This is a genomic window from Stenotrophomonas sp. S39, from assembly GCF_016624665.1.
Taxonomy (GTDB): domain Bacteria; phylum Pseudomonadota; class Gammaproteobacteria; order Xanthomonadales; family Xanthomonadaceae; genus Stenotrophomonas.
The window spans coordinates 1-19570 of record NZ_JACVTT010000007.1 but is presented as its reverse complement, the minus strand read 5'-3'; the positions used below and the strand labels follow the sequence as shown (position 1 = coordinate 19570).

Genomic DNA, 19570 nt, shown 5'->3' with positions numbered 1-19570 from the left:
CTTACTGTCCCTTGCGTTCTGCGCGGCGCACCGCGCTGGGCACGTCGATCTCGACCCGCGCCGGCAACTGGTGCACGCGCAGTTCGCGGTTGTTCCACTCGGCCGGCTCGCCATTGATGGTGGCCTCACCGGGATCGCCACTGTACGGCCACGGTAGCACCACGCCACCGGGCGGCGGCACCAGGCCCGCTTGCAGGTCGAGCACCAGCTGCTTGTCGCTGCGCTGCAGGCGGTAGTTCAACTGGCCCTGCGGCGTGCGCAGGCCCTGCACGGCGATGCCCTCCCCCTGGAACCAGGCGGTTGGAATGCCCGCTGCCAGCACCAGCGCCTCATCGGCGTCGCGGTTGTAGGCGAACATGTCCAGGGCCGAACGCACGAAGTCCGACGCCACCCAGGCATGCGGCAGGTCACCGACGAAGAACGGCTTGCGCGGCGTGCGCGAGACCACTTCGGCCCACTGGTTCCAGGGCTGCGGCGCACGGTCCTTGAAGAAGAACTGGGTGGCCTGCCAGGCACGGTCGCGCCAGCCCAGGCGCACGAAGGCCGCCACGTTGCGCCATTCGTAGGGCGTGTAGTCCTTCCACTCGCGCTTGCCATCGCGGCGCGCGACGAACTCGTTCCAGTAGCGCTCGAAGGTCGCCTCCAGCGCCTCCTGCGGCAGCCGGCCCTGCTCGCCACCCGGCGCCAGCGCGATGGTGGTGGAGGTGGCATCGAAGTCACCCAGCTCGGCCGAACCGGGCAGGTAATCGATCCTGTGCTGCTGCATGGCGGCCAGCAGCGAAGCCTGCAGGTCGTCGCGGAACTGGTCGCGCGACTCGCTGATCTGCATCGCCTCCACCTTGCCCAGCTGTGCCGCCACCTGCGCAGCATCCTTGTAGCCGCGCAGCGCCCAGAAGTTGTCCCAGTACGAGTGCATCGGCTTGGCCGAATAGCCCTCATGGCTGATCGACGCCGGCATCATCCCGTAGAAGGCAGGGTTGCGTGCGCGGTTGTCCTCGGTGCGCTCGCTGGCGCGCAGCTGCTCCATGTAATTGTAGGCGCCCTGCACGTGCGGCCACATCAGTTCCAGGAACGTGCCGTCGCCGGTGTAGCGCCAGTACTCGGCGATGTTGTAGATCAGCTCGCCGTGGCTGTCGTTCTCAGGCACCGGGTCGCTGCCGCGGGCATCGACACAGCACGGCACCTTGCCATTCTCGAACTGGAACGGCGCATACCAGGTCACGTAATCACGCACGGCGTCGCTGCGGCCCATGCGCAGCAGGCCTTCGGAAATCATTGCGCCATCGCGGATCCAACTGCGTGCATACGAACGCGTGCCCGGCTGCAGGCGCGGGCCCACGCGCGAGATCAGCATGTGCGCCACGGCGGTACGCAGGGTTTCAACCAGCGGCTGGCCGGCCGCCGGTACCTGCAGGTTGACCACGCCCAGCTTGTCGCGCCACATCGCCGCCACCTGCTGCTGCGCCTTGGCCACGTCCAGCGCCTGCGGCTTCCAGCCGCCGGTCTGCGGCAGCACCACGGCCACCTCGCGGCTCTGCCCCGGCTCCAGCTTGATGGTGTACAGCATCGCGCCGGAGGCCAGGCCCGTGCTGTCCTTCACCGCCGTGGTCGCCGGGAAGTTGCCCGACGCCAGGTGCATCGCATCGAGCTTGCCGTCGAAGGTCGTGGCAAAGCGCGCGTCCGGGACCTGCAGCGGGTAGATGCGCGGTTCGCCGTTGACGCGCACCAGCTGCTCGCCCACGTCCAGCGCTTCGATGCGGCTGAAGCCACCAGTGGTGTTGAGGAACTGGGTCGGCGGGTTGACCTGCCAGGGCCGGATCGCCAGCGCCAGGGTGTATTCGTGGGCGACCTTGTCCGGGTTGCTCAGGCGGTAGCGGCCGATCAGCTGGGCGCGCTCGGGCGTGCCCTGCACGAAACTGGTCACCGACAGGCCGGCCTTCTCATGCACCCAGTCAACCGTGGCGATGGGCAGGTAACGGTCCTGCAGCGACTGCGTGGTGGCCACGCTGGACCAGTCCAGCAGCTTGCCGTCCATGCGGATGAACGGCTCGATGCTGAAGCTGCCCTTGGCCGGCTCCAATGCGCCATCCTCGCTGATCAGCGCCTGCTCCTGGCCACCGTCGAGGCCCAGCAGGGTCCAGTACGGCTGCTCGCCCACGTAGGCACGCGGCAATGCACCGCGCGGCAGGTCGGCGGCCACCGAGGACAGGAAGGCATTGGGCGTGGCCGCGAAGGCCAGCGGCTTCAGCGCGATATCGCGGATGCCATAGCGCCAGTTCGGCCCGTCCTGCAGATCGAAGCGCACGTAGCGCGCATCGGTATCGGGCAGCGCCAGCCAGTCACGGCCACCGCCACCACCGGTGACTTCGCGCACCGTACGCCAGTCACGGCCGTCCTCGGAGGTGCGCACCGTGTAGCGGGTCGCCTCCAGGTTGGGCAGCCAGTCGATCACCGCACCGCCGATCTCGCGGCTCTTGTGCAGGTCCAGGCTGATGGTCTGCTGCTTGACCCCGCCGCTGACCCAGAACGTATCGCTCTTGCCATCGATCATGCGGTCCTGCAGCGCGGTGGCCGTGTCGGCGATCACCGACGGCATCAGCGCCGACTCGTCCTGCGGCGGCAGGCCCTGCAGGGTCAGCTTGTCGAAGCACACGGTGCCGCGGCCACCGACCTTGCTGTAGATCGTGAACTCGACCGCGGCGCTGCGCGCCATCTCCTTCTCGGCCGAGGGGCCCCAGGCCTTGTCGATCTGGCGGCGGCGGTACTCCACCGGCGCCCAGGCCTTGCTGAAGCTGTAGCCCGGCCGGTTGACCCACCACACGTTGTCGCCGCTGGCATCGATCAGCTTGAACTGCAGGTCGTTGCGCGGGGAATCGCCGCGCAGCTGGAACCCGAAGCGGTAATTGGCCGGGTACTCGATGTTCAGCGCGCGGCGCAGGCCGACGTAGCCGGACACCTTGTGGAAGTCGTAGTCCAGGCACAGCGCGCGGCCACCACCGGCGCCGCTGACCGGCCGCAGCGAACCGCTGACCTGGTCGGACAGCACCAGCTTCCACGCGCTGATGTCATCGAAGTCGTCCAGCACCTTGGGCGCCGGCAGCACCGGTGGTGCGGCGATCGCCAGGGAGGTCCACAACAGGCCCAATCCAACGGCGATCGCTCGCTTCATCCCTTGACGCTCCCCAGCAACAGACCTTGGATGTAGTACCGCTGCAGCACCAGGAACAGGGCCAGCACCGGAACCACGGTGACCACCGCGCCGGCCATCATCATTTCCACGTCCATGATGTGCTCGCGCGAGAGGGTGGCCAGCGCCACCGGCAAAGTGTAGTGCTCCTGATCGGTCAAGACGATCAACGGCCACATGAAATCGTTCCACGCGCCCATGAACGTAAAGATCGCCAGGGTCACCAGCACCGGCTTGAGCATCGGCAGCACGATCTGGAAGAAGATGCGCAGCTCCCCTGCCCCGTCGATGCGGGCCGCTTCCAGCAGCTCGTCCGGGATGGAACGGGCGTACTGCCGCACCAGGAAGATGCCGAACACGCTGGCCAGCGCCGGCACGATAACGCCGCCGAAGCTGTTGACCAGGCCCAGCTGCTTCATCAGCAGGAACAGCGGCAGCATCGCCACCTGCGCCGGGATCACCAGCGCCGCCATCAGCACCTGGAACAGGCGCTCGCGGCCGACGAAGTTCAGCTTGGCGAAGGCGTAGCCGGCCATGGTGTTGAGCAGCAGCGAACCGAAGGTGATCGCCACCGACACCAGCAGGCTGTTGGCGAAGTTGCCCCCCATGCCGGTGCGCGCGAACAGCTCGGTGTAGTTGTGGGTGGTGACGTGCGAAGGCAGCAGTGGCGGCGGGAAATGGGTCGCCTCGCCCTGCGGCATGAACGACACCGAGAGCATCCACAACAGCGGTGCCAGGCTGACCAGGGCCAGCACCAGCAACGCGCCATTGATCATCCACGGGTGCCAGCGCGACTGGCCGATCTCACGACTCATACCAACTGCCTCTTGCGGCCGAAACGCAGCATCACGGTGGTCACCGCCAGGATGATCAGGAACAGCAGGAACGCCACGGCAGAGGCGCGTCCCAGGTTCCACCACTTGAAGCCTTCCTCGAACATGAAATACAGCACGCTGACAGTGCTCTGCAGTGGGTCGCCGCGGGTCATGACGTACGGTTCGGCGAACAGCTGGAAGTAGCCGGACACGGTAATGACACCAACCACCAGCAGCACCGGGCCGAGCATCGGCAGGGTGATGTGCAGGAACTGCTTCCAGCGCGAGGCGCCATCGATGCGCGCGGCCTCGTACAGGTCATGCGGGATGGCCTGCAGGCCGGCCAGGAAGATCACCATGTTGTAGCCGAAGTTCTTCCACACGGCGAACAGCATGATGGTGGGCATGGCCCAGTTCGGGTCGCCCAGCCAGTCGATCGGGCTGATGCCGATATGGCCCAGGCCGTAGTTCACCAGGCCGTAGCTGGTATGGAACAGGTAGCGCCAGATCACCGCCACCGCCACCAGGGTGGTCACCACGGGGGCGAACAGCGCGGTGCGGAACAGGGCCTTGAAGCGGGCGGCCGGTGCGTTGAGCAGCATGGCCGCGCCCAGCGACACGCCGATCGACAACGGCACGCCGATCACCACGAAGTAGGTGGTGTTCCACAGCGACTTCCAGAACATCGGCGTCTGCAGCAGGTCGACGTAGTTGCCCAGCCCGACGAAGCGCAGGTTGCCGCCGTCAGCCAGCGCGTACAGGTCGAAGTCGGTCACGCTCAGGGCGAGCGCCGATGCCACCGGCAGGCCGAAGAACACGCCCAGCACGATCAGCGAGGGGCCGGCGAAGATCCAGCCGGCGAGGGACGAACGTTTCATTGCGGGCTCCCGGCCGCGACTGCACTGGTCGAGCCCGGGGGGGCATCGCTGCGCTGCAGGCGTTGTTGTTCATGCATCCAGCGGCGCTTGGCCAGCACCTTGTCCACGCGCTGGTCCAGCTCTTCCACGGCCTTGTCCTGCGGCATGCCGCCACGCACCACCTTCTCGGTGACGATGCGCATTTCCTGCACGATGCGCTCCCACTCGAGCACCTTCGGCGTCGGCTTGACGCGCTCCAGCTGGTCACGGAACGCGGCGGCCAGCGGATCGTTGGCCAGCGACGGGGCGTTCCAGGTACTGCGGCGCGGCGGCAGGTCACCGATGATCGAGTGGAACCGGGCCTGGATCTCCGGGCGTGACAGGAATTCGATCAGCTTCCAGGAGGCTTCCTTCTGCTGCGACTTGCGGAAGATCACCAGGCTGGTGCCACCGGCGATGCCCGCGCCCGGGCCGTCCGGGCCCGGCAGGGCGGCGGTGCCCCACTTCCCTTCCAGTTCCTTGGGCTGCAGCTTCTTGAACTCGCGGATGTTCCAGGGGCCGGAGATGTAGAACACGTTGAAGCCGCGGAAGAACTCATCCCAGACGTTGGAGATCTGCGTCTCGGACATCTTCGGCGCCCAGCCCTGCTCGAACATGTTGGCGTAGAAGGCCAGGGTGCGACGGAAACCGGGGCTGGAGAAATTGCCGCGGGTGTCCTCGTCGCGCAGCAGCGGATCGGGCTGCTGCAGGGCCAGCGACAGCTGCTGCTCGAACTCGTTGATCGGCATCAGCACCGCATAGCGGTTCGGGCCCTGCATCTTCTTGATCGCGGCCATCTGCTCGTCCCACTCCGCCCAGGTGCGCGGCGGATGGTCGAAGCCGGCCTGCGCCAGCAGGTCCTTGCGGTAGAAGATCAGGCGGGTGTCGACATACCACGGCACGCCCACCAGCTCGCCGTGGATCACGTTGGTATCCCAGATGCCCTGGAAGTAGTCCGTCGGATCGACCACGGACGACTGCTGCACGAACGGCTGCAGCGGGGTCAGTGCGTTGAGTTCGGCGAACTCGGGCACCCAGGTGTTGCCGAGCTGGCAGACATCGGGCAGGCCATCGGCCGCAAAGGCGGTCAGCAGCTTCTCGTGCGCGGCCGTCCAGGGAATGTTCTGCACATCCACCTTGATGCCGGGGTTCTCAGCTTCGAACTCGTGGATGAGTTCGCTGACCACTTCGGCCTCGCGGCCCATGGCCCAGAAGCGGACCGTCGTGGTGCCCTGCTCGGTGCGCGCGCAGCCGGCCATGGCCAGTGCGGCCATCGCAGGCAGGGCCCAGCGTCGCAGGCGGTCAATCCAATCGTGCACCTTGTTACTTCCCCTGGCCCGTGTTGCGGTTGGCATTGTTCTTCTGTTCCTGCGCGGCAGCCGCGCGCGATTCTGCGATACCGACCGCGCGTGCCGCCGCAGCCTTCTCATCCTTTTCCAGCACCAGCGGCTGGAACGACCCTTCCGGGGCCAGCCAGCCACCGCTGAAACCGGCCCGCTCCAGGCCCTTGCGGATGTACGGGTTCTTCTTCATCACTTCCCAGACGAAGTCATCGCGGTAGTTGGCGATCATCGTCAGGATCGGGCCCTGGTCGATGGCGATGTAATCGCTGGCCACCCAGCCGCGGCCCGGCACCATGCGGCCGGTCTTGATCGGGATGTCGTAGTTGAAGCTGGGGTTGAACGAATCCAGGAAGCCATAGCTGGAATAGATGTAGTCGCCGTAGCGCTTGTGCATCTCCAGCGTGGCCGGGATCACTTCCTCGGGCGCGAACACGATCGAGGAGATCGCCGCGGTCGGGGCGATGGTGCCGTCATCGAAGTTCTCGCGCAGGCCGGCGCCGCGCGAGGAATAATGGCGGAACTGGCGCTGCTCGCCGCGGTATTCCTGGGTGGTGTTCTGCGGGCCGTCGCTGGCGGTCAGGCCCCACACGTTCTCGCCATAGTCCTTCCACTGCATCGGGTTGGCGATGGCGTACTCGCGGTGGGCCAGCGCCGCCGAGCGGCTGTTGAGGAAGTAGGTGCTGCCACGCTCACGCATGTAGGCATCCTGGATATCGCGGAAATCGATCCAGACATGGCTGTACTGGTGGCCGAACAGCGGACCGAAGGACAGGTATTCCTGGCCCTGGTAGACGCCCCAGTCGTTGTCATAGGTGCGCGTCCACACCGTCCACGCATCCGGGCTCACCGGGTGGCTGGGCGAGCCGAGGGCGAGGATGTAGACCATCATCGCCTCGTTGTAGCCCATCCAGTCGTGGTCGATGAAGCCGCTCTCGGGGAACCAGCCCATCGAGATCAGCGGCGCACGCTGCTGCAGCCACGGCCAGTCGACCTGCTTGTACAGCTGGTCGGCGATCTGCCGGATTTCCTTTTCGCGCGGGTCGTCGCCGTCGTAGTACGACTGGGCGAACAGCACGCCCATCATCAGCAGCGCGGTGTCGACCGAGGACAGCTCGACCCAGCTGTCGTAGCGGCGGCCTTCCTGCATGTCCAGGAAGTGGTAGTAGAAGCCCTTGTAGCCGGCCTTGCCGGTGCGCTGCGGGCCCATCGGCACGTCGCGGAAGAACTTCAGCGTGGTCAGGGTGCGGTCGATTGCCTGATTGCGGCTGACCCAGCCGTTCTCGATGCCGATCGGGTACGCGGTCAGCGCGAAGCCAACCGAGGCGATGCTGGCGAACGGACGCGACGGGTAGCGGTCCGGGGTCAGGCCGTTGAGTTCATTGGTGGTGTCCCAGAAGAACTGGAAGGTGCGGCGCTCGATGTCATCGAACAGCGGCGGCAGTTCCGGCTTCATCGGCCGCGGCGGCGCGTCTGCTTCCAGCAGGATCACCGGCGGCTTGGGCTTTGCAGGCTCCTGCTGGGCCGGTTTGCAGGCGGCGATGGCCAGGGTCATCGCAGCGGCGGTCAACAGGTGGCGTGCCTGCATGGCGCGGTTCCTCCAGTGGGCTGATCGATGGGAAAGCATAACGTCCAATGGCCTGAAATCGTTTACAAACCAGACTCTTAAAAAACCACGCATTCGTGGCCGATTCAACACAGGCATTGTCCAGTCCCATGCAGCGCCGCAGCGACGCCGCATGGGGCTGGACAATGGACCGGCCCGCAGGCCGGCCATTGCCAGGTTCCGTTGCCAGCGGCGGGCCGCTGGCAACGGGGTGGCGCGTACGTCGTTGCTTAGAAGCGGAAGCCCACTTCGGCCTTGACCTGGCGCGGAGTACCGATGATGTCGCCGGTCTCGTTGTAGCTGGCCTGCAGCTTGCCGTTCGTCTTGACGTAGTTGTAGGTGGAGAAGTTGTCGAAGTTGAACACGTTGATGATGTCGATACGAGCGTACATCTCGGTGTCGCCCGGCATCTTGAACGTCTTCGTCGCCTGCAGGTCGACCGAACGGTAGCCGAAGATCTTGCCACCCAGCAGGAACTTGCCATTGGCATTGGGCACGGCAGCCTGCGGGGTCGGCAGGTTGAAGCCGCTGGCCTGCGGCACCGGGTACCAGTCGTTGACGGCGGTCGGGGTGGCCAGGGTGATCTTGCCACCGAAGGTGATGCCCCAGAAGCCAGCGTACGAACCGGTCATCACCAGGCGGTGGCGCGGTGCACCGTTGGAACGGATGGTCGGGTAGTCGCCGATCAGGCCGCGGTCAAAGGCGTACTTCTCGTTGATGTCGCGGTTGTGGCGCGCGGTCGTCCAGGTGTAGGCGATCGAGGTGCCCCAGCCGCTTTCCTTGGTGAACGGCTTCTGCGCCGACAGCAGGACCTGGGTCGCACGGGTCTTGATGCCCTGCTGGCCGATGATCAGGCTGCCGAAGCCCGGCACGTTGCAGCTCCAGGCCTGGCTCAGGCCCGCCTCGGTGCCACCGCACAGGCGCGGGTCATCGAAGAACTGGCCGGTCGGGTAACGGTTGCCCAGGGTGAAGGCGAAGCCGTCGTAGCTCAGGGTGCGGGCGATGGTGGCGTCGGTCAGCCAGTCACCGATCTGGTTGCTCATGCCCAGGCTGAACTGATCCGAGTACGGCGCCTTGAGCTTGTTGTTGAGCAGGTCGACTTCCAGGCCGGCATTGCTGGTCGCGCCGACCAGGTCCTGCAGGTTGCCGATGCCGTTGAGCAGGTTCGGGTTCCAGTCATAGCAGGCGGCCTGGCCGTTGATGCAGGTGCCGGTGGCCGGGTTGCGGAAGTAGATGGTCGGCTGCGGCAGGGCCAGCTTGGTGGTTTCCAGCTGCAGGTTGTCGAACAGGTCGCGGTCGTACGAACGGCCGGCACCACCGTGGATCACGTGCTGCTCGTCGGCGTTGATGTCATACGAGAAGCCCAGGCGCGGCTGCCAGGCATCCTTGAATGCCTTGCGGTTGTGGCCGTTGCTGATGTAGTTGCTGATGTCCAGGCCGCCCAGCGCCAGCGAATCGGCGTAGGTCTGGCCGGCGGGGGCGCGCGGATCCTGCGAGTAGATCGCATCGACCACCGCCTGCGGGGTCACGAAGTCCAGGTAGGACGGCGTGACTTCGTAGTCCCAGCGCAGGCCGAGGTTGATCTGCAGGTGGTCGTTGACCTGCCAGTCGTCCTGGATGAACACGCCGTACTGCTTGGACTTCGAACGCACTTCACCCGACACGCCGTCCACGCCGGTCACCGGCTTGACGAACTGCGCCTTGTACGGGATGGAATCCGGGAAGTCCGGATCGCCCAGGCTGTAGGTGAAGGTCGGGTTGATCTGCGCCGCATCGGAGGCGTACAGGTCGATGGCCTTGTACTTCACGCCCATCTTGATGGTGTGGTCGCCGGCCCACTGGATGCCGTCCAGGGTCAGGTTGTCTTCGATCGACCAGCCCTTCTGGCCCTTCACCTGCGAATCCAGTGCCGAGGCGCCACCGATCTTCACCACGGTGCGGTCTTCGGTGCCGTCCGGTGCGGTGTAGGTGATGCCGTTGGCCAGGGTCAGCGGGGTCGGGTTGTTGAAGGAATCTTCATGGGTGACCATCATTTCGTTGTAGAAACGCTCGCCGCTGTGGTTCCAGCGCAGCGCGTAACGACGGTCGGTGTTGACCACTTCACGACCGGCTTCCGGCGAGGTCTGGCCACTGAACTGCGACTGGGTTTCGTCGCGGTCCTGGAAGGTCAGCTCGATGCGGTCGTTGTCGGTCGGCTCGAAGTCGATCTTGCCGAAGATCAGGTCCTGCTGGAACGGCTGGCTGGCCGGGCCCAGGCCGGCGGCGCCCGCGGGCGGCAGCAGGCTGGCGGCACCGGTGACGGCGCCGTCCGGAGCGATGGTGACCGGCAGGTCGAAGCGCTTGGCTTCGTAGGTCACGAAGAAGTGTGCCTTGTCCTGGATGATCGGGCCGCCCAGGGCGAAGCCGTATTCCTTCTCGGCGGAGACCATCTTGTCCTTGCCGCCCTGGCGCTCGGCCGGGGTCTTGGCGCGCATGTCTTCATCGGTGTAGCGGTAGAACGCCTCACCCTTGAATTCATTGGTACCGGACTTGGTGGCAGCGGTCACTGCGGCGCTCGACACCTGGCCGTACTCGGCCTTGTAGTTGCCGCTGATGACCTTGTATTCGCCGATGGCCAGCTGCGGGAACGGGTTGCCGGCGCTGCCGGACTGGCCGGCCACGCCGCCGCCCTTGACGTAGCTCTTCTGGCCCACGCCGTCGATGTAGACGTTGGTGCCGTCGGAATTGGTGGCACCGCCGCGCAGCGAGGTGTTGCCCTTGGCATCACGGGTGAAGATCAGGCCCGGCACGGCATCGGCGAACTCCAGGAAGTTGCGCGACACCTGCGGGGTGGTCTGGATCTGCTGCAGGCTGACGGTCTTGCCGACTTCAGATGTGCGCACTTCCTGCAGCAGGGTCGGCGCGACGACGTTGACGGTGTCCAGGTTGGTCGCGGCGCTGCCACCGGCAGTACCACCGGCGGCGGCCTCGCTGAAGTTCAGCGTGGAGGTCGAGGCCACGGTGACGGTGACCTTCTGGGTCTGGCCATTGGCGGCCACGTCATAGGTGCCCGGATCCAGGCCCATCAGCGAATAGGTGCCGTCGGCGCGCACGGTGCCGCGACGGACGGTGCCGGTGGCGACGTTGGTAGCGGTGACTTCCGAACCGGCCTGGGCGCCGGCCACCTGGCCGCGCAGGCTGGCGTTGGCCGACTGCGCCATGACGTTCGGGGCGGCGGCCAGCATCAGGCAGCTGACCAGTGCGGTGCTCAGCAGCCGGCGGGCCGGCATGCGGATCGTGGAATGAATCATCAACTCAATCTCCGGGTGGCGGTATCCGCGAATGCGGTACCTGCGATCAATCAAGAAAGAAGGAACGCCTCTGGCTTCAATGGCCCGATGGCGGAGTGGTGGAATCGCGAACGATGAGGCGGGGAACGAGCGTCTGCTTGTCACCTGCCCCTTCGGGGGTGTTGCCGTCCATCAACTGCATCAGACGCGTCATCGCCCTATCGCCCAACTCAGCGATACTGACCTGCATGGTGGTCAACGAGGGGTGTACAAACCGCGCCAGTGGAATGTCATCGAAACCCGCCAGGGCGACATCGGTGGGAACATGGATGCCTGCCTGCGCGAATGCGTAGAGGCAACCCAGGGCCATCATGTCGTTGGCGGCGAACACGGCATCGGGCAGCGCGCCGGCTGCCAGCATCTCCTGACCGGCGCGATGGCCGGAAGCTTCGTCGAAATCACCGGGCAACTCGATGCCTTCGGCGCCGTTGCCAAAAGCCGCCAGCGCGTCACGGAAGCCGCGCAGGCGCTCACGCGCGTCGAAGTTGAGATCCGGGCCAGAAATGAACGCGATGCGGCGGTGGCCGGCATCGAGCAGGTGGCGGGTCATGGCCATCGCACCGGCGTGATCGTCGATGCTCAGGACCGGGTGATCCTGCCCCGGCAGATAGGTATTGATCAGGACCGTGGGCAGCGACTGCGGCAGGTTGTCGGTGAGGAAGCCGGGGCTCTCGGCATAGGGCGAGAGCACCAGCAGGCCATCGACGCGGCCGCGCATGGCACGCAGGGCGGCGCCCTGCTGTACCTGGTCGCCGTGGTAGCTGGACACCAGCAGGTGCTGGCGACGGTTGCGGGCAACGTTGTCGATGCCGCGCATCAGCTCGGAGAAGAATTCGCCGTACAGATCGGGCAGCACCACGCCCACCGTATTGGTGCGGCGGCTGCTCAGGCTGCGTGCGGCGGCGTGCGGGGTGTAACGCAGCCTCGCGGCGACCTCCAGCACAAGCTGGCGGACCGGTTCGGCGACATTCTCATGCCCGTTCAGCGCGCGGGAAACCGTGGCCACGGAGACCCGGGCTTCTCGAGCGACGTCTTTGATTGTTATGGCTGCCTTGTTCACGAAGCCGCCCTCCACGGCTTGGACCTACCAGCTTGGCGCGGAATGTAAGCGTTTCCATCTGCGCTTGTAAACACTCCGTTAGACGAATGTCCCCGGATGGACACAGAAATCTGACGTGGACAGGTCTGTTCCTGGACCTGGCAGGACTTTGCGGGACAGGCCATCAGCCCTGCTCGGACAGGGTGTATGCGCGGATGGACAGCGCATGGATATCGGTCTCCATCAGCCCGCCCAGCGCGGCATACACCGCGCGATGGCGCGCCAGCGGGGCCATGCCGGCGAACTGCTCGCTGACCACCAGCACGTTGAAATGGCCCCGCCCGTCACGTGCACCGGCGTGGCCGGCATGGCGGTGGCTGTCGTCTTCGATCTCAAGCGTGCTCGGCGCCAATGCCTGCTGCAGCGCAGCACGGATCAGATCGATGCGCTGCGCACTCATGGCAGCACCTTGCGGAACGGCCGCACGTCGACGCGGGTGTAGACGCCGGCAGCCACGTAGGGGTCGGCATCGGCCCACTCCCGGGCCTGAGCCAGCGAGTCGAACGCGGCAATCACCACCGATCCGCTGAAGCCGGCCGGACCCGGATCCTCGCTGTCGATCGCCGGGCACGGCCCGGCCAGCAGCAGGCGGCCTTCGTCGCGCAGCGCGTGCAGCCGCGCCAGGTGTTCGGGCCGGGCCTGCAGCCGCTGCGCCAGGACATCCTGGCCGTCGTAACCTTCAATCACATAGAACACGGGCATTCCTCGTTCATGTTGCGGTGCGTCGATTCTAGCCAATGGGCCACCGCCACCGGCCCGGCTGGACACTGGCCCGGCAAAGCCGTACCCTAGGCACCATTGCACGTGGCTTGATGCAGCAGCCCGTCGGTTTTTGCGGCCAACGCAGCCCCCGACGACCGTACCGCTGCTTCGAACCGGGCCAACCGGCCGGGCCACGTAGACGACCTCCCCGTAGTTCCGTCGCCGCCGTTTCCTGCGGCGCGTCCTGCTGTTTGATATGTGTGGAATCGCGCCGATCCCGGCGTGACTGGTGCCTGGGGCGCCGTGGCGCAGGCCCGGCAGGTCCGGTACCGCGACTGGTCCGTTGCAATCCTATTGTCCATTAGATGACTTCCGAACTCGCGCTCGACGCGAACCCGCCAACCCGGCCGCCCGCCCCCCAGCAGCAGGAAATGCCGCTGGCCGTGGTGCATGGGCAACCGGTCCTGCAGATCCCGCAGGACCTGTACATCCCGCCGGATGCGCTGGAAGTCATCCTGGATGCCTTTGAAGGCCCGCTGGACCTGCTGCTGTACCTGATCCGCCGGCAGAACCTGGACGTGCTGGACATTCCGGTGGCCGAGATCACCCGGCAGTACGTGGAATACATCACCGTGATGCGCGAGCTGCGCTTCGAACTGGCCGCCGAGTACCTGGTGATGGCCGCGATCCTGGCCGAGGTGAAGTCGCGCATGCTGCTGCCGCGCCCGGTCAGCGAGGAAGGCGACGAAGCCGACCCGCGCGCCGAGCTGGTGCGCCGGCTGCAGGAGTACGAACGTTTCAAGCAGGCTGCCGAGGATATCGACGCCCTGCCCCGCCAGGACCGCGACACCACGGTGGCGCACGCCTTCATGCCCGAGCGGGCGACGGTGAAGCTGCCGCCGCCGGTGGACCTGAAGGAGATGCTGCTGGCCCTGCACGACGTGCTCAAGCGCGCCGAGCTGTTCAGCGGCCACGCCATCAAGCGCGAGGCACTGAGCGTGCGCCAACGGATGGGTGAAGTGCTCGGCCGGCTTGAAGACGGCAGGTTCTACCGCTTTGAAGGGCTGTTCACCGCCGAAGAAGGCAAGCTGGGCGTGCTGGTCACGTTCCTGGCCGTGCTGGAACTGGCCAAGGAGCAGCTGCTGGACCTGGTCCAGGAAGAACCGCTGGCGCCGATCTACGTGAAGTCCCTGGCCGCCGGCAACACCAACGCCCCGCTGCAGTTCAGCAGCGAGTTCGACGACAACGACGCCGCCAATGAAAACGAGTGAGCGCTGACTGCCGATGGACCAGACGCTGATCAACCGCATTGTCGAAGGTGCCCTGCTGGCCTCCAGCCAGCCGCTCACCCTGGCCCAGCTGAAAGACCTGTTCCCGGAAGAGGAACCGGCACCGCCGGGCAGCATCGAACGTGCGCTGGAGCGCCTGCGCGAGGGCTGCGAAGGCCGCGGCGTGGAACTGGTCGAGGTCGCCTCCGGCTTCCGCTACCAGGTGACCGGCGAAGTGCACGGCTGGATCAGCCGGTTGTGGACCGAACGCAAGACCCGCTACACCCGCGCCACCCTGGAAACCCTGGCGCTGATCGCCTACCGGCAGCCGATCACCCGTGGCGAGATCGAGCAGGTGCGCGGCGTGGCGGTCAGCAGCAACATCATCCAGGCACTGGAAGAGCGCGAATGGATCCGCGTGGTCGGCCACCGCGACGTGCCCGGCAAGCCGGCGCTGTTTGGCACCACCAAGGGCTTCCTGGACTATTTCGGCCTGAAGCGCCTGGACGAACTGCCGCCGCTGTCGGAACTGAAAGACCTGGGCGAGCTGGAACCGCAGCTGGCGCTGGACCGTGATGGTCCCGCCGTTGCCGGTGCCGCCGGCCCGGACATCAGCGCCGACCCCGACGCGGCCGCCAATGATGACGCCGGCCTGCAGGGCGGCGATGGCAACACCCCCGATTCCGCCGACGCAGCTGCTGCGCCGGCCACCGATGAGCAAGCACCTTCGCCCCTCGATGATGGGCACCCCGATTCCGCGCCGGGCGAGCGCGCGGTGCCAGTGAACGAACGCGAAGACAACGCCGTCGCGACGACGACCGTGGCTGTTGACCAAGCCGATTCCGAACCAGAGGCCGACCTCGAAACCGTCGGCCGGAGCAAAACTGATGAGTGACACCCCCCGTAACAAGCTCTCGCTGAAGCGCGAAGCCACCTCCGAACAGTTCAAGCTGGAAGAGCGCCTGCACAAGGTGCTGGCCCAGGCCGGCCTCGGCTCGCGCCGTGCGCTGGAACAGCGCATCGCCGAAGGCCTGGTCAAGGTCAACGGCGAAGTCGCGCAGACCGGCATGTCGGTCAAGAGCGGCGACAAGATCGAGCTGGATGGCCGTGGCTTCGTCGCCACCGCGCTGGCCGAGCCGTCGCGCGTGCTGGTCTACAACAAGCCGGAAGGCGAAGTGACCACCCGCGAAGATCCCGAAGGCCGCCCGACCGTGTTCGAATCCCTGCCGCCGCTGAAGGGCGCGCGCTGGATCGCCATCGGCCGCCTGGACATCAACACCACCGGCCTGCTGCTGGCCACCACCGACGGTGAACTGGCCAACGCCATGATGCACCCGTCGTTCGAGGTCGAGCGCGAGTACGTGGTGCGTGTGCGTGCCCCGGAAGGCGAGGAAAAGGTCTCCGACGCCATTGTCGACCGCCTCGCCCGTGGCGTCGCGCTGGAAGACGGCCCGGCCAAGTTCGACGAGGTCGAGCGCATCGGCGGCACCGACTCGCACGACTGGTTCCGCGTCGTGGTGAAGGAAGGCCGCAACCGCGAAGTGCGCCGCCTGTGGGAATCGCAGGGCTGCCAGGTCAGCCGCCTCAAGCGCACCCGCTACGGCAAGGTCAGCCTGCCGCGCGAACTGGTCCGTGGCCATTCGGTGGAACTGCCGACCGCCCAGGTTGAAGCCCTGCGCGCGCAGCTGAAGCTGGAAGAAGGCGCGCCGTCGGCGCTGACCCTGCAGCCGGTGATCGGCCAGCGTCGCGCCGCCAAGACCACCGTGCGCGTGCGCGAAGGCGGTCGTGGCAATGCCTACGTCAACGGCCACAGCACCGCCGATGAAGGTCGCGAACTGCGCCGCTTCGACAACGTGCGCGAAGACCGCGGCCGTGGTCGCGGTGGCAAGGGTGGCGGCTTCAAGGGCGGCCTGACCGTCAGCGGCGAAGCAGCCGCCAAGCAGTCGCAGAAGCCTTTCAAGCAGCGCGCGCCGAAGAACGACCGTTCGCTGCCGGAAGGCAACCCGGCCGCGTTCCGTACCTGGTACGTGCCGGACGGTGTCAGCACCGGCCCGAGCGGCCACCGCAACGCCGGTCCGGGCGCACGTGGCCCGGGTGCCCGTGGTCCGGGCGCTGGCGCGGGTGGCCAGGGCCGTCCGTACGGCAAGCCGAAGGGTCCGGGCGCCGGTGCAGGTGGCGGCCAGGGTCGCGGCGGCTTCGGCGGTGAAGGCCGTGGTGGCGCCGGTGGTGGCCAGGGTCGTCCGGCCGGTGCGGGCAACCGCTCGCAGGGCCAGGGCAACAAGCACCCCTACGGCCATCCGGGCAACGCCCCGAGCTTCCCGTCCGACCACGCCAATCCGGGCTTCAGCCCGTACGGCAGCACGCGTCCGGCAGGCAACGGTCGTCCGGGCGGCAACGCCAATGCACGTCCGGGCGGCAATCGCGGTCCGGGCGGCAACCGTGGCCCGGGTGGTCCCGGTGGCAACCGTGGCCCGGGCGGCCCCGGCGGCAACCGTGGTCCGGGCGGCCCGCGCCGCAGCGGCCCGCGCGGCGGGTGATCGCACGCCGTGCTGAAATGAAAAACCCCGGCTCCGGCCGGGGTTTTTCTTTATCGGGTAGAACAGATTCCTGGTAGATCCACGCCATGCGTGGATGGACCGGGATCAGCGACGGCTGATGGTGAACGCGGTGCCGTCCACGCCCAGGTCCCAGCCCTTGCCGGTGCCGGACAGGGCCAGCGAAACGTCGCCCTTGGTCATCACCTGCGCGTTGCTGGATTTCACCGCGCCCGCGTGTGCGCCCACCGAAGCGTAGGTGCCCAGCAGCTCGTTGATGCCCACCGCGCCGGTGAAGCTGCCGCGGCCGTTGCTGATCTTCGACTTGCCCACGGTCAGGCCGCCGCCCTTGAGCTGGATGTGCACCGGCATGCTGGCGCCGTTGCTGCACTGGATGGTGCCGTTGCCCGAGGCGGTCTTGTAGATCAGCGACCAGCCGGACAGGTTGTAGCGCAGCTGGCAATCAAGGTTGCCACCGGCATGGGCGGCCGGGGCCAGCGAGGCTGCGGCCAGCGCCAGCAGCAGGACAAGGGGCTTGTTCATCGGCAGGACTTCCACTTCAGGTCGGACTGCCGGCGAATCTAGCAGCGCGCGCGTGCACGGTGGATGCAGGCACGCGCGCCGGTGCGGCAAGCGTTCAGCCGCCGGTCGAGCGCCCGCTCAGGCGCGCTCGTCCAGGTGGAACGCATCGGCATCGAGCATCGCCGGGAAGCGTGCGCGGTGCGCGGCCAGGGCCTCGGCCGAGATGGTGGTGGTGACCACCTGTTCGCGCTCGCGGATCTCCACCTGTGGCTGGCCGAGGAAATCGATCACCGCGCTGTCGCCAGCGTAGTGCAGCTGGTTGCCGTCCACGCCGATGCGGTTGACCGCTGCCACGAAGCACAGGTTTTCGATCGCCCGCGCACGCAGCAGGGTCGTCCACGCATAGGCACGTGCCGAGGGCCAGTTGGCCACGAAGATCTGCAGGTCGAAATCCATCTGCCCTGCCCGCTCCACGTTGTAGCGGTTGCGGCAGAACACCGGGAAACGCAGGTCGTAGCAGACCTGCGGATTGATCCGCCAGCCCTTCCATTCCACGCCCAGGCGGTCGCGCCCGGCGGCATAGCGCTCGTGCTCGCCGCCGTAACGGAACAGGTGGCGCTTGTCGTAGTACTGCAGCCCGCCATCGGGCGTGGCGAACAGCAGGCGGTTGTAGACGCCTTCGCCATCGCGCAGCTGCACGCTGCCGATCACCGCCGCGTCCAGCGCCCGGGCCTGCTCGCGCACCCAGGCGACGGTCGGGCCGTCCATGCCTTCGGCCTGGGCGATGGCCTCGTTGGAGAAGCCGCTGGTGAAGGTCTCCGGCAGGATCACCAGGTCGGTGCTGCCGGCCAGCGGCGCCAGCAACGCGCCGTAGTAATCACGGTTGCCCGCCGGGTCATGCCAGCGGGTGTTGCCCTGGACGAGGGAAATGCGCAGGTCCTGCATGGTCGTCAGTTCCTCACAGCAGGCGCAGGCGTTCGATCGCCGCGTCCAGGGTCGCTTCGTTCTTGGCAAAGCACAGGCGCACCAGGCGCTGGCCGACCGGCGCGGTTTCGTAGAACGGCGACAGCGGGATGGCAGTGACGCCCTTCTCGATGGTCAGCCACTTCACGAATTCATGGTCGGGCAGATCGCTGATGGCCGAGTAGTCGACCAGCTGGAAATAGCCACCCGGCACCGGCAGCGGCTTCAGGCGCGTGCTGGCCAGCTGCTCGCGGAAACGATCGCGCTTGGCCTGGTAAAACGCACCCAGCTCCAGGTGGTGCTCCGGTTCGTCGCGGATCATCGCGGCGAAACCATACTGCGCCGGGCCGAAGCTGGTGAAGGTGTTGTACTGGTGCACCTTGCGGAATTCAGCGGTCAGCAGCGGCGGCGCCACGGCGTAGCCGATCTTCCAGCCGGTGCAGTGGTAGGTCTTGCCGAAGCTGGAGATGACGAAGGTGCGCTCGCGCAGTTCGGGGTAGCGCAGCGCCGATTCGTGGCGGCGGCCGTCGTAGATGATGTGTTCGTACACTTCATCGGAGATCAGGTAGATCTGCGTGCCACGCAGCAGGTCGGCCAGCGCCTGCATGTCGGCCTCGTCCAGCATCGCGCCGGACGGGTTGTGCGGCGTGTTGACCATCAGCATGCGGGTGCGCGGGGTGATCGCCGCGCGCACGCGGTCCCAGTCCACGGCGAAGGTCTGCGGATCCAGCGGCACGTGCACGGCAATGGCGCCGGCCAGTTCGATGGCCGGTTCATAGCAGTCGTAGGCCGGGTCCAGCACGATCACCTCCTCGCCGGCACGCACCACGGCGTGGATGGCGTTGAAGATCGCCTCGGTGGCACCGCTGGTGACGGTGATTTCGGTGTCCGGGTCGATCGTCGCGCCGTACAGGTCCAGCGACTTCTGCGCGATGGCCTGGCGCAGCGGTGCCACGCCGGTCATCGGCGGGTACTGGTTCAGGCCGGCGGCCATCGCCTTGGTGGTTTCGTCGATCAGGCGCTGCGGCGCGGAGAAATCCGGGAAACCCTGGCCCAGGTTGACCGCGCCGTGTTCGGCGGCGAGCTGAGACATCACGGTGAAGATCGTGGTACCGACCTTGGGCAGCTTGGTGGTGGGTTGCATCGGCCTGGGGGAATGGGGAGACAGACCTCTGAGTTTACGCAATCCCTGCTTCGGTAGTGCCGGCCGCTGGCCGGCAACAGCGGCCAGACAACCGGCGCCGGGGGAATTGCCGGCCAGCGGCCGGCACAACCACCGGCATTAATAGCTAAAAATTCCCCCCCCCAC

Annotated in this window: 15 protein-coding genes; 3 read left to right on the top strand and 12 right to left on the bottom strand. The window is 66.7% G+C overall.

The features are described from left to right. Position 1 precedes the first annotated feature (1 nt). The 9 genes from IAE41_RS03835 to IAE41_RS03795 form a co-directional block, all read right to left on the bottom strand. Positions 2-3169, bottom strand: a complete 3168-nt coding sequence (locus IAE41_RS03835; protein WP_200732155.1) for a discoidin domain-containing protein — start codon at positions 3167-3169, stop codon at positions 2-4. Then, on the bottom strand, positions 3166-4002 hold the full coding sequence (locus IAE41_RS03830; protein WP_079222477.1) for a carbohydrate ABC transporter permease: 837 nt from the start codon (positions 4000-4002) through the stop codon (positions 3166-3168). Before IAE41_RS03830 ends, IAE41_RS03835 begins: the two co-directional genes overlap by 4 nt. After that, positions 3999-4880: a sugar ABC transporter permease gene (locus tag IAE41_RS03825; protein WP_108747025.1), complete on the bottom strand. Its 882-nt coding sequence runs from the start codon at positions 4878-4880 to the stop codon at positions 3999-4001. The genes IAE41_RS03830 and IAE41_RS03825 overlap by 4 nt, the downstream gene beginning before the upstream one ends. Continuing rightward, complete coding sequence (locus tag IAE41_RS03820; RefSeq protein ID WP_200732154.1) at positions 4877-6217, bottom strand: sugar ABC transporter substrate-binding protein; 1341 nt, start codon at positions 6215-6217, stop codon at positions 4877-4879. Before IAE41_RS03820 ends, IAE41_RS03825 begins: the two co-directional genes overlap by 4 nt. A 4-nt stretch (positions 6218-6221) precedes the next feature. Further along, positions 6222-7826 carry a glucoamylase family protein gene (locus IAE41_RS03815; RefSeq protein WP_200732153.1) on the bottom strand — a complete coding sequence of 535 codons (1605 nt, stop codon included), beginning with the start codon at positions 7824-7826 and terminating at the stop codon, positions 6222-6224. A 248-nt stretch (positions 7827-8074) separates the two neighbouring features. After that, a complete protein-coding gene (locus IAE41_RS03810; RefSeq protein ID WP_200732152.1) occupies positions 8075-11134 on the bottom strand; it encodes a TonB-dependent receptor in 3060 nt (1019 codons plus the stop codon). Between the two features lie 76 nt (positions 11135-11210). Continuing rightward, positions 11211-12248, bottom strand: a complete 1038-nt coding sequence (locus IAE41_RS03805) for a LacI family DNA-binding transcriptional regulator (protein ID WP_079222482.1) — start codon at positions 12246-12248, stop codon at positions 11211-11213. Between the two features lie 148 nt (positions 12249-12396). Further along, the gene (locus IAE41_RS03800) at positions 12397-12672 is read right to left on the bottom strand and encodes a BolA family protein (protein WP_079222483.1); all 276 of its coding nucleotides are present in this window, start codon (positions 12670-12672) and stop codon (positions 12397-12399) included. Continuing rightward, entirely contained in the window at positions 12669-12968 is a 300-nt protein-coding gene (locus IAE41_RS03795; protein WP_108747852.1) for a YciI family protein, read from the bottom strand. Before IAE41_RS03795 ends, IAE41_RS03800 begins: the two co-directional genes overlap by 4 nt. Positions 12969-13339: 371 nt before the next feature. On the opposite strand from IAE41_RS03795, the gene IAE41_RS03790 reads away from it, so the two are divergent. The 3 genes from IAE41_RS03790 to IAE41_RS03780 are packed head-to-tail and all read left to right on the top strand — an operon-like array spanning position 13340 to position 16779. Continuing rightward, entirely contained in the window at positions 13340-14245 is a 906-nt protein-coding gene (locus IAE41_RS03790; RefSeq protein ID WP_079222484.1) for a ScpA family protein, read from the top strand. A gap of 13 nt (positions 14246-14258) precedes the next feature. Continuing rightward, positions 14259-15137, top strand: coding sequence for an SMC-Scp complex subunit ScpB (gene scpB / locus IAE41_RS03785; protein WP_079222485.1), 879 nt, complete (start codon positions 14259-14261; stop codon positions 15135-15137). Further along, positions 15130-16779, top strand: a complete 1650-nt coding sequence (locus IAE41_RS03780; protein ID WP_200732151.1) for a pseudouridine synthase — start codon at positions 15130-15132, stop codon at positions 16777-16779. Before scpB ends, IAE41_RS03780 begins: the two co-directional genes overlap by 8 nt. Before the next feature lie 105 nt (positions 16780-16884). Here IAE41_RS03780 and IAE41_RS03775 read toward each other — a convergent pair whose 3' ends face one another. The 3 genes from IAE41_RS03775 to IAE41_RS03765 all read right to left on the bottom strand — a co-directional run bounded on the left by IAE41_RS03775 (position 16885) and on the right by IAE41_RS03765 (position 19405). After that, positions 16885-17319 (bottom strand): hypothetical protein, encoded by a 435-nt coding sequence (locus IAE41_RS03775; protein WP_079222487.1) that lies wholly within the window; start codon positions 17317-17319, stop codon positions 16885-16887. 117 nt (positions 17320-17436) lie between these two features. Beyond that, entirely contained in the window at positions 17437-18243 is an 807-nt protein-coding gene (locus IAE41_RS03770) for an amidohydrolase (RefSeq protein ID WP_200732150.1), read from the bottom strand. Positions 18244-18256: 13 nt separating this feature from the next. Continuing rightward, a complete protein-coding gene (locus tag IAE41_RS03765) occupies positions 18257-19405 on the bottom strand; it encodes a pyridoxal phosphate-dependent aminotransferase (protein ID WP_079222489.1) in 1149 nt (382 codons plus the stop codon). Positions 19406-19570 lie beyond the last annotated feature (165 nt).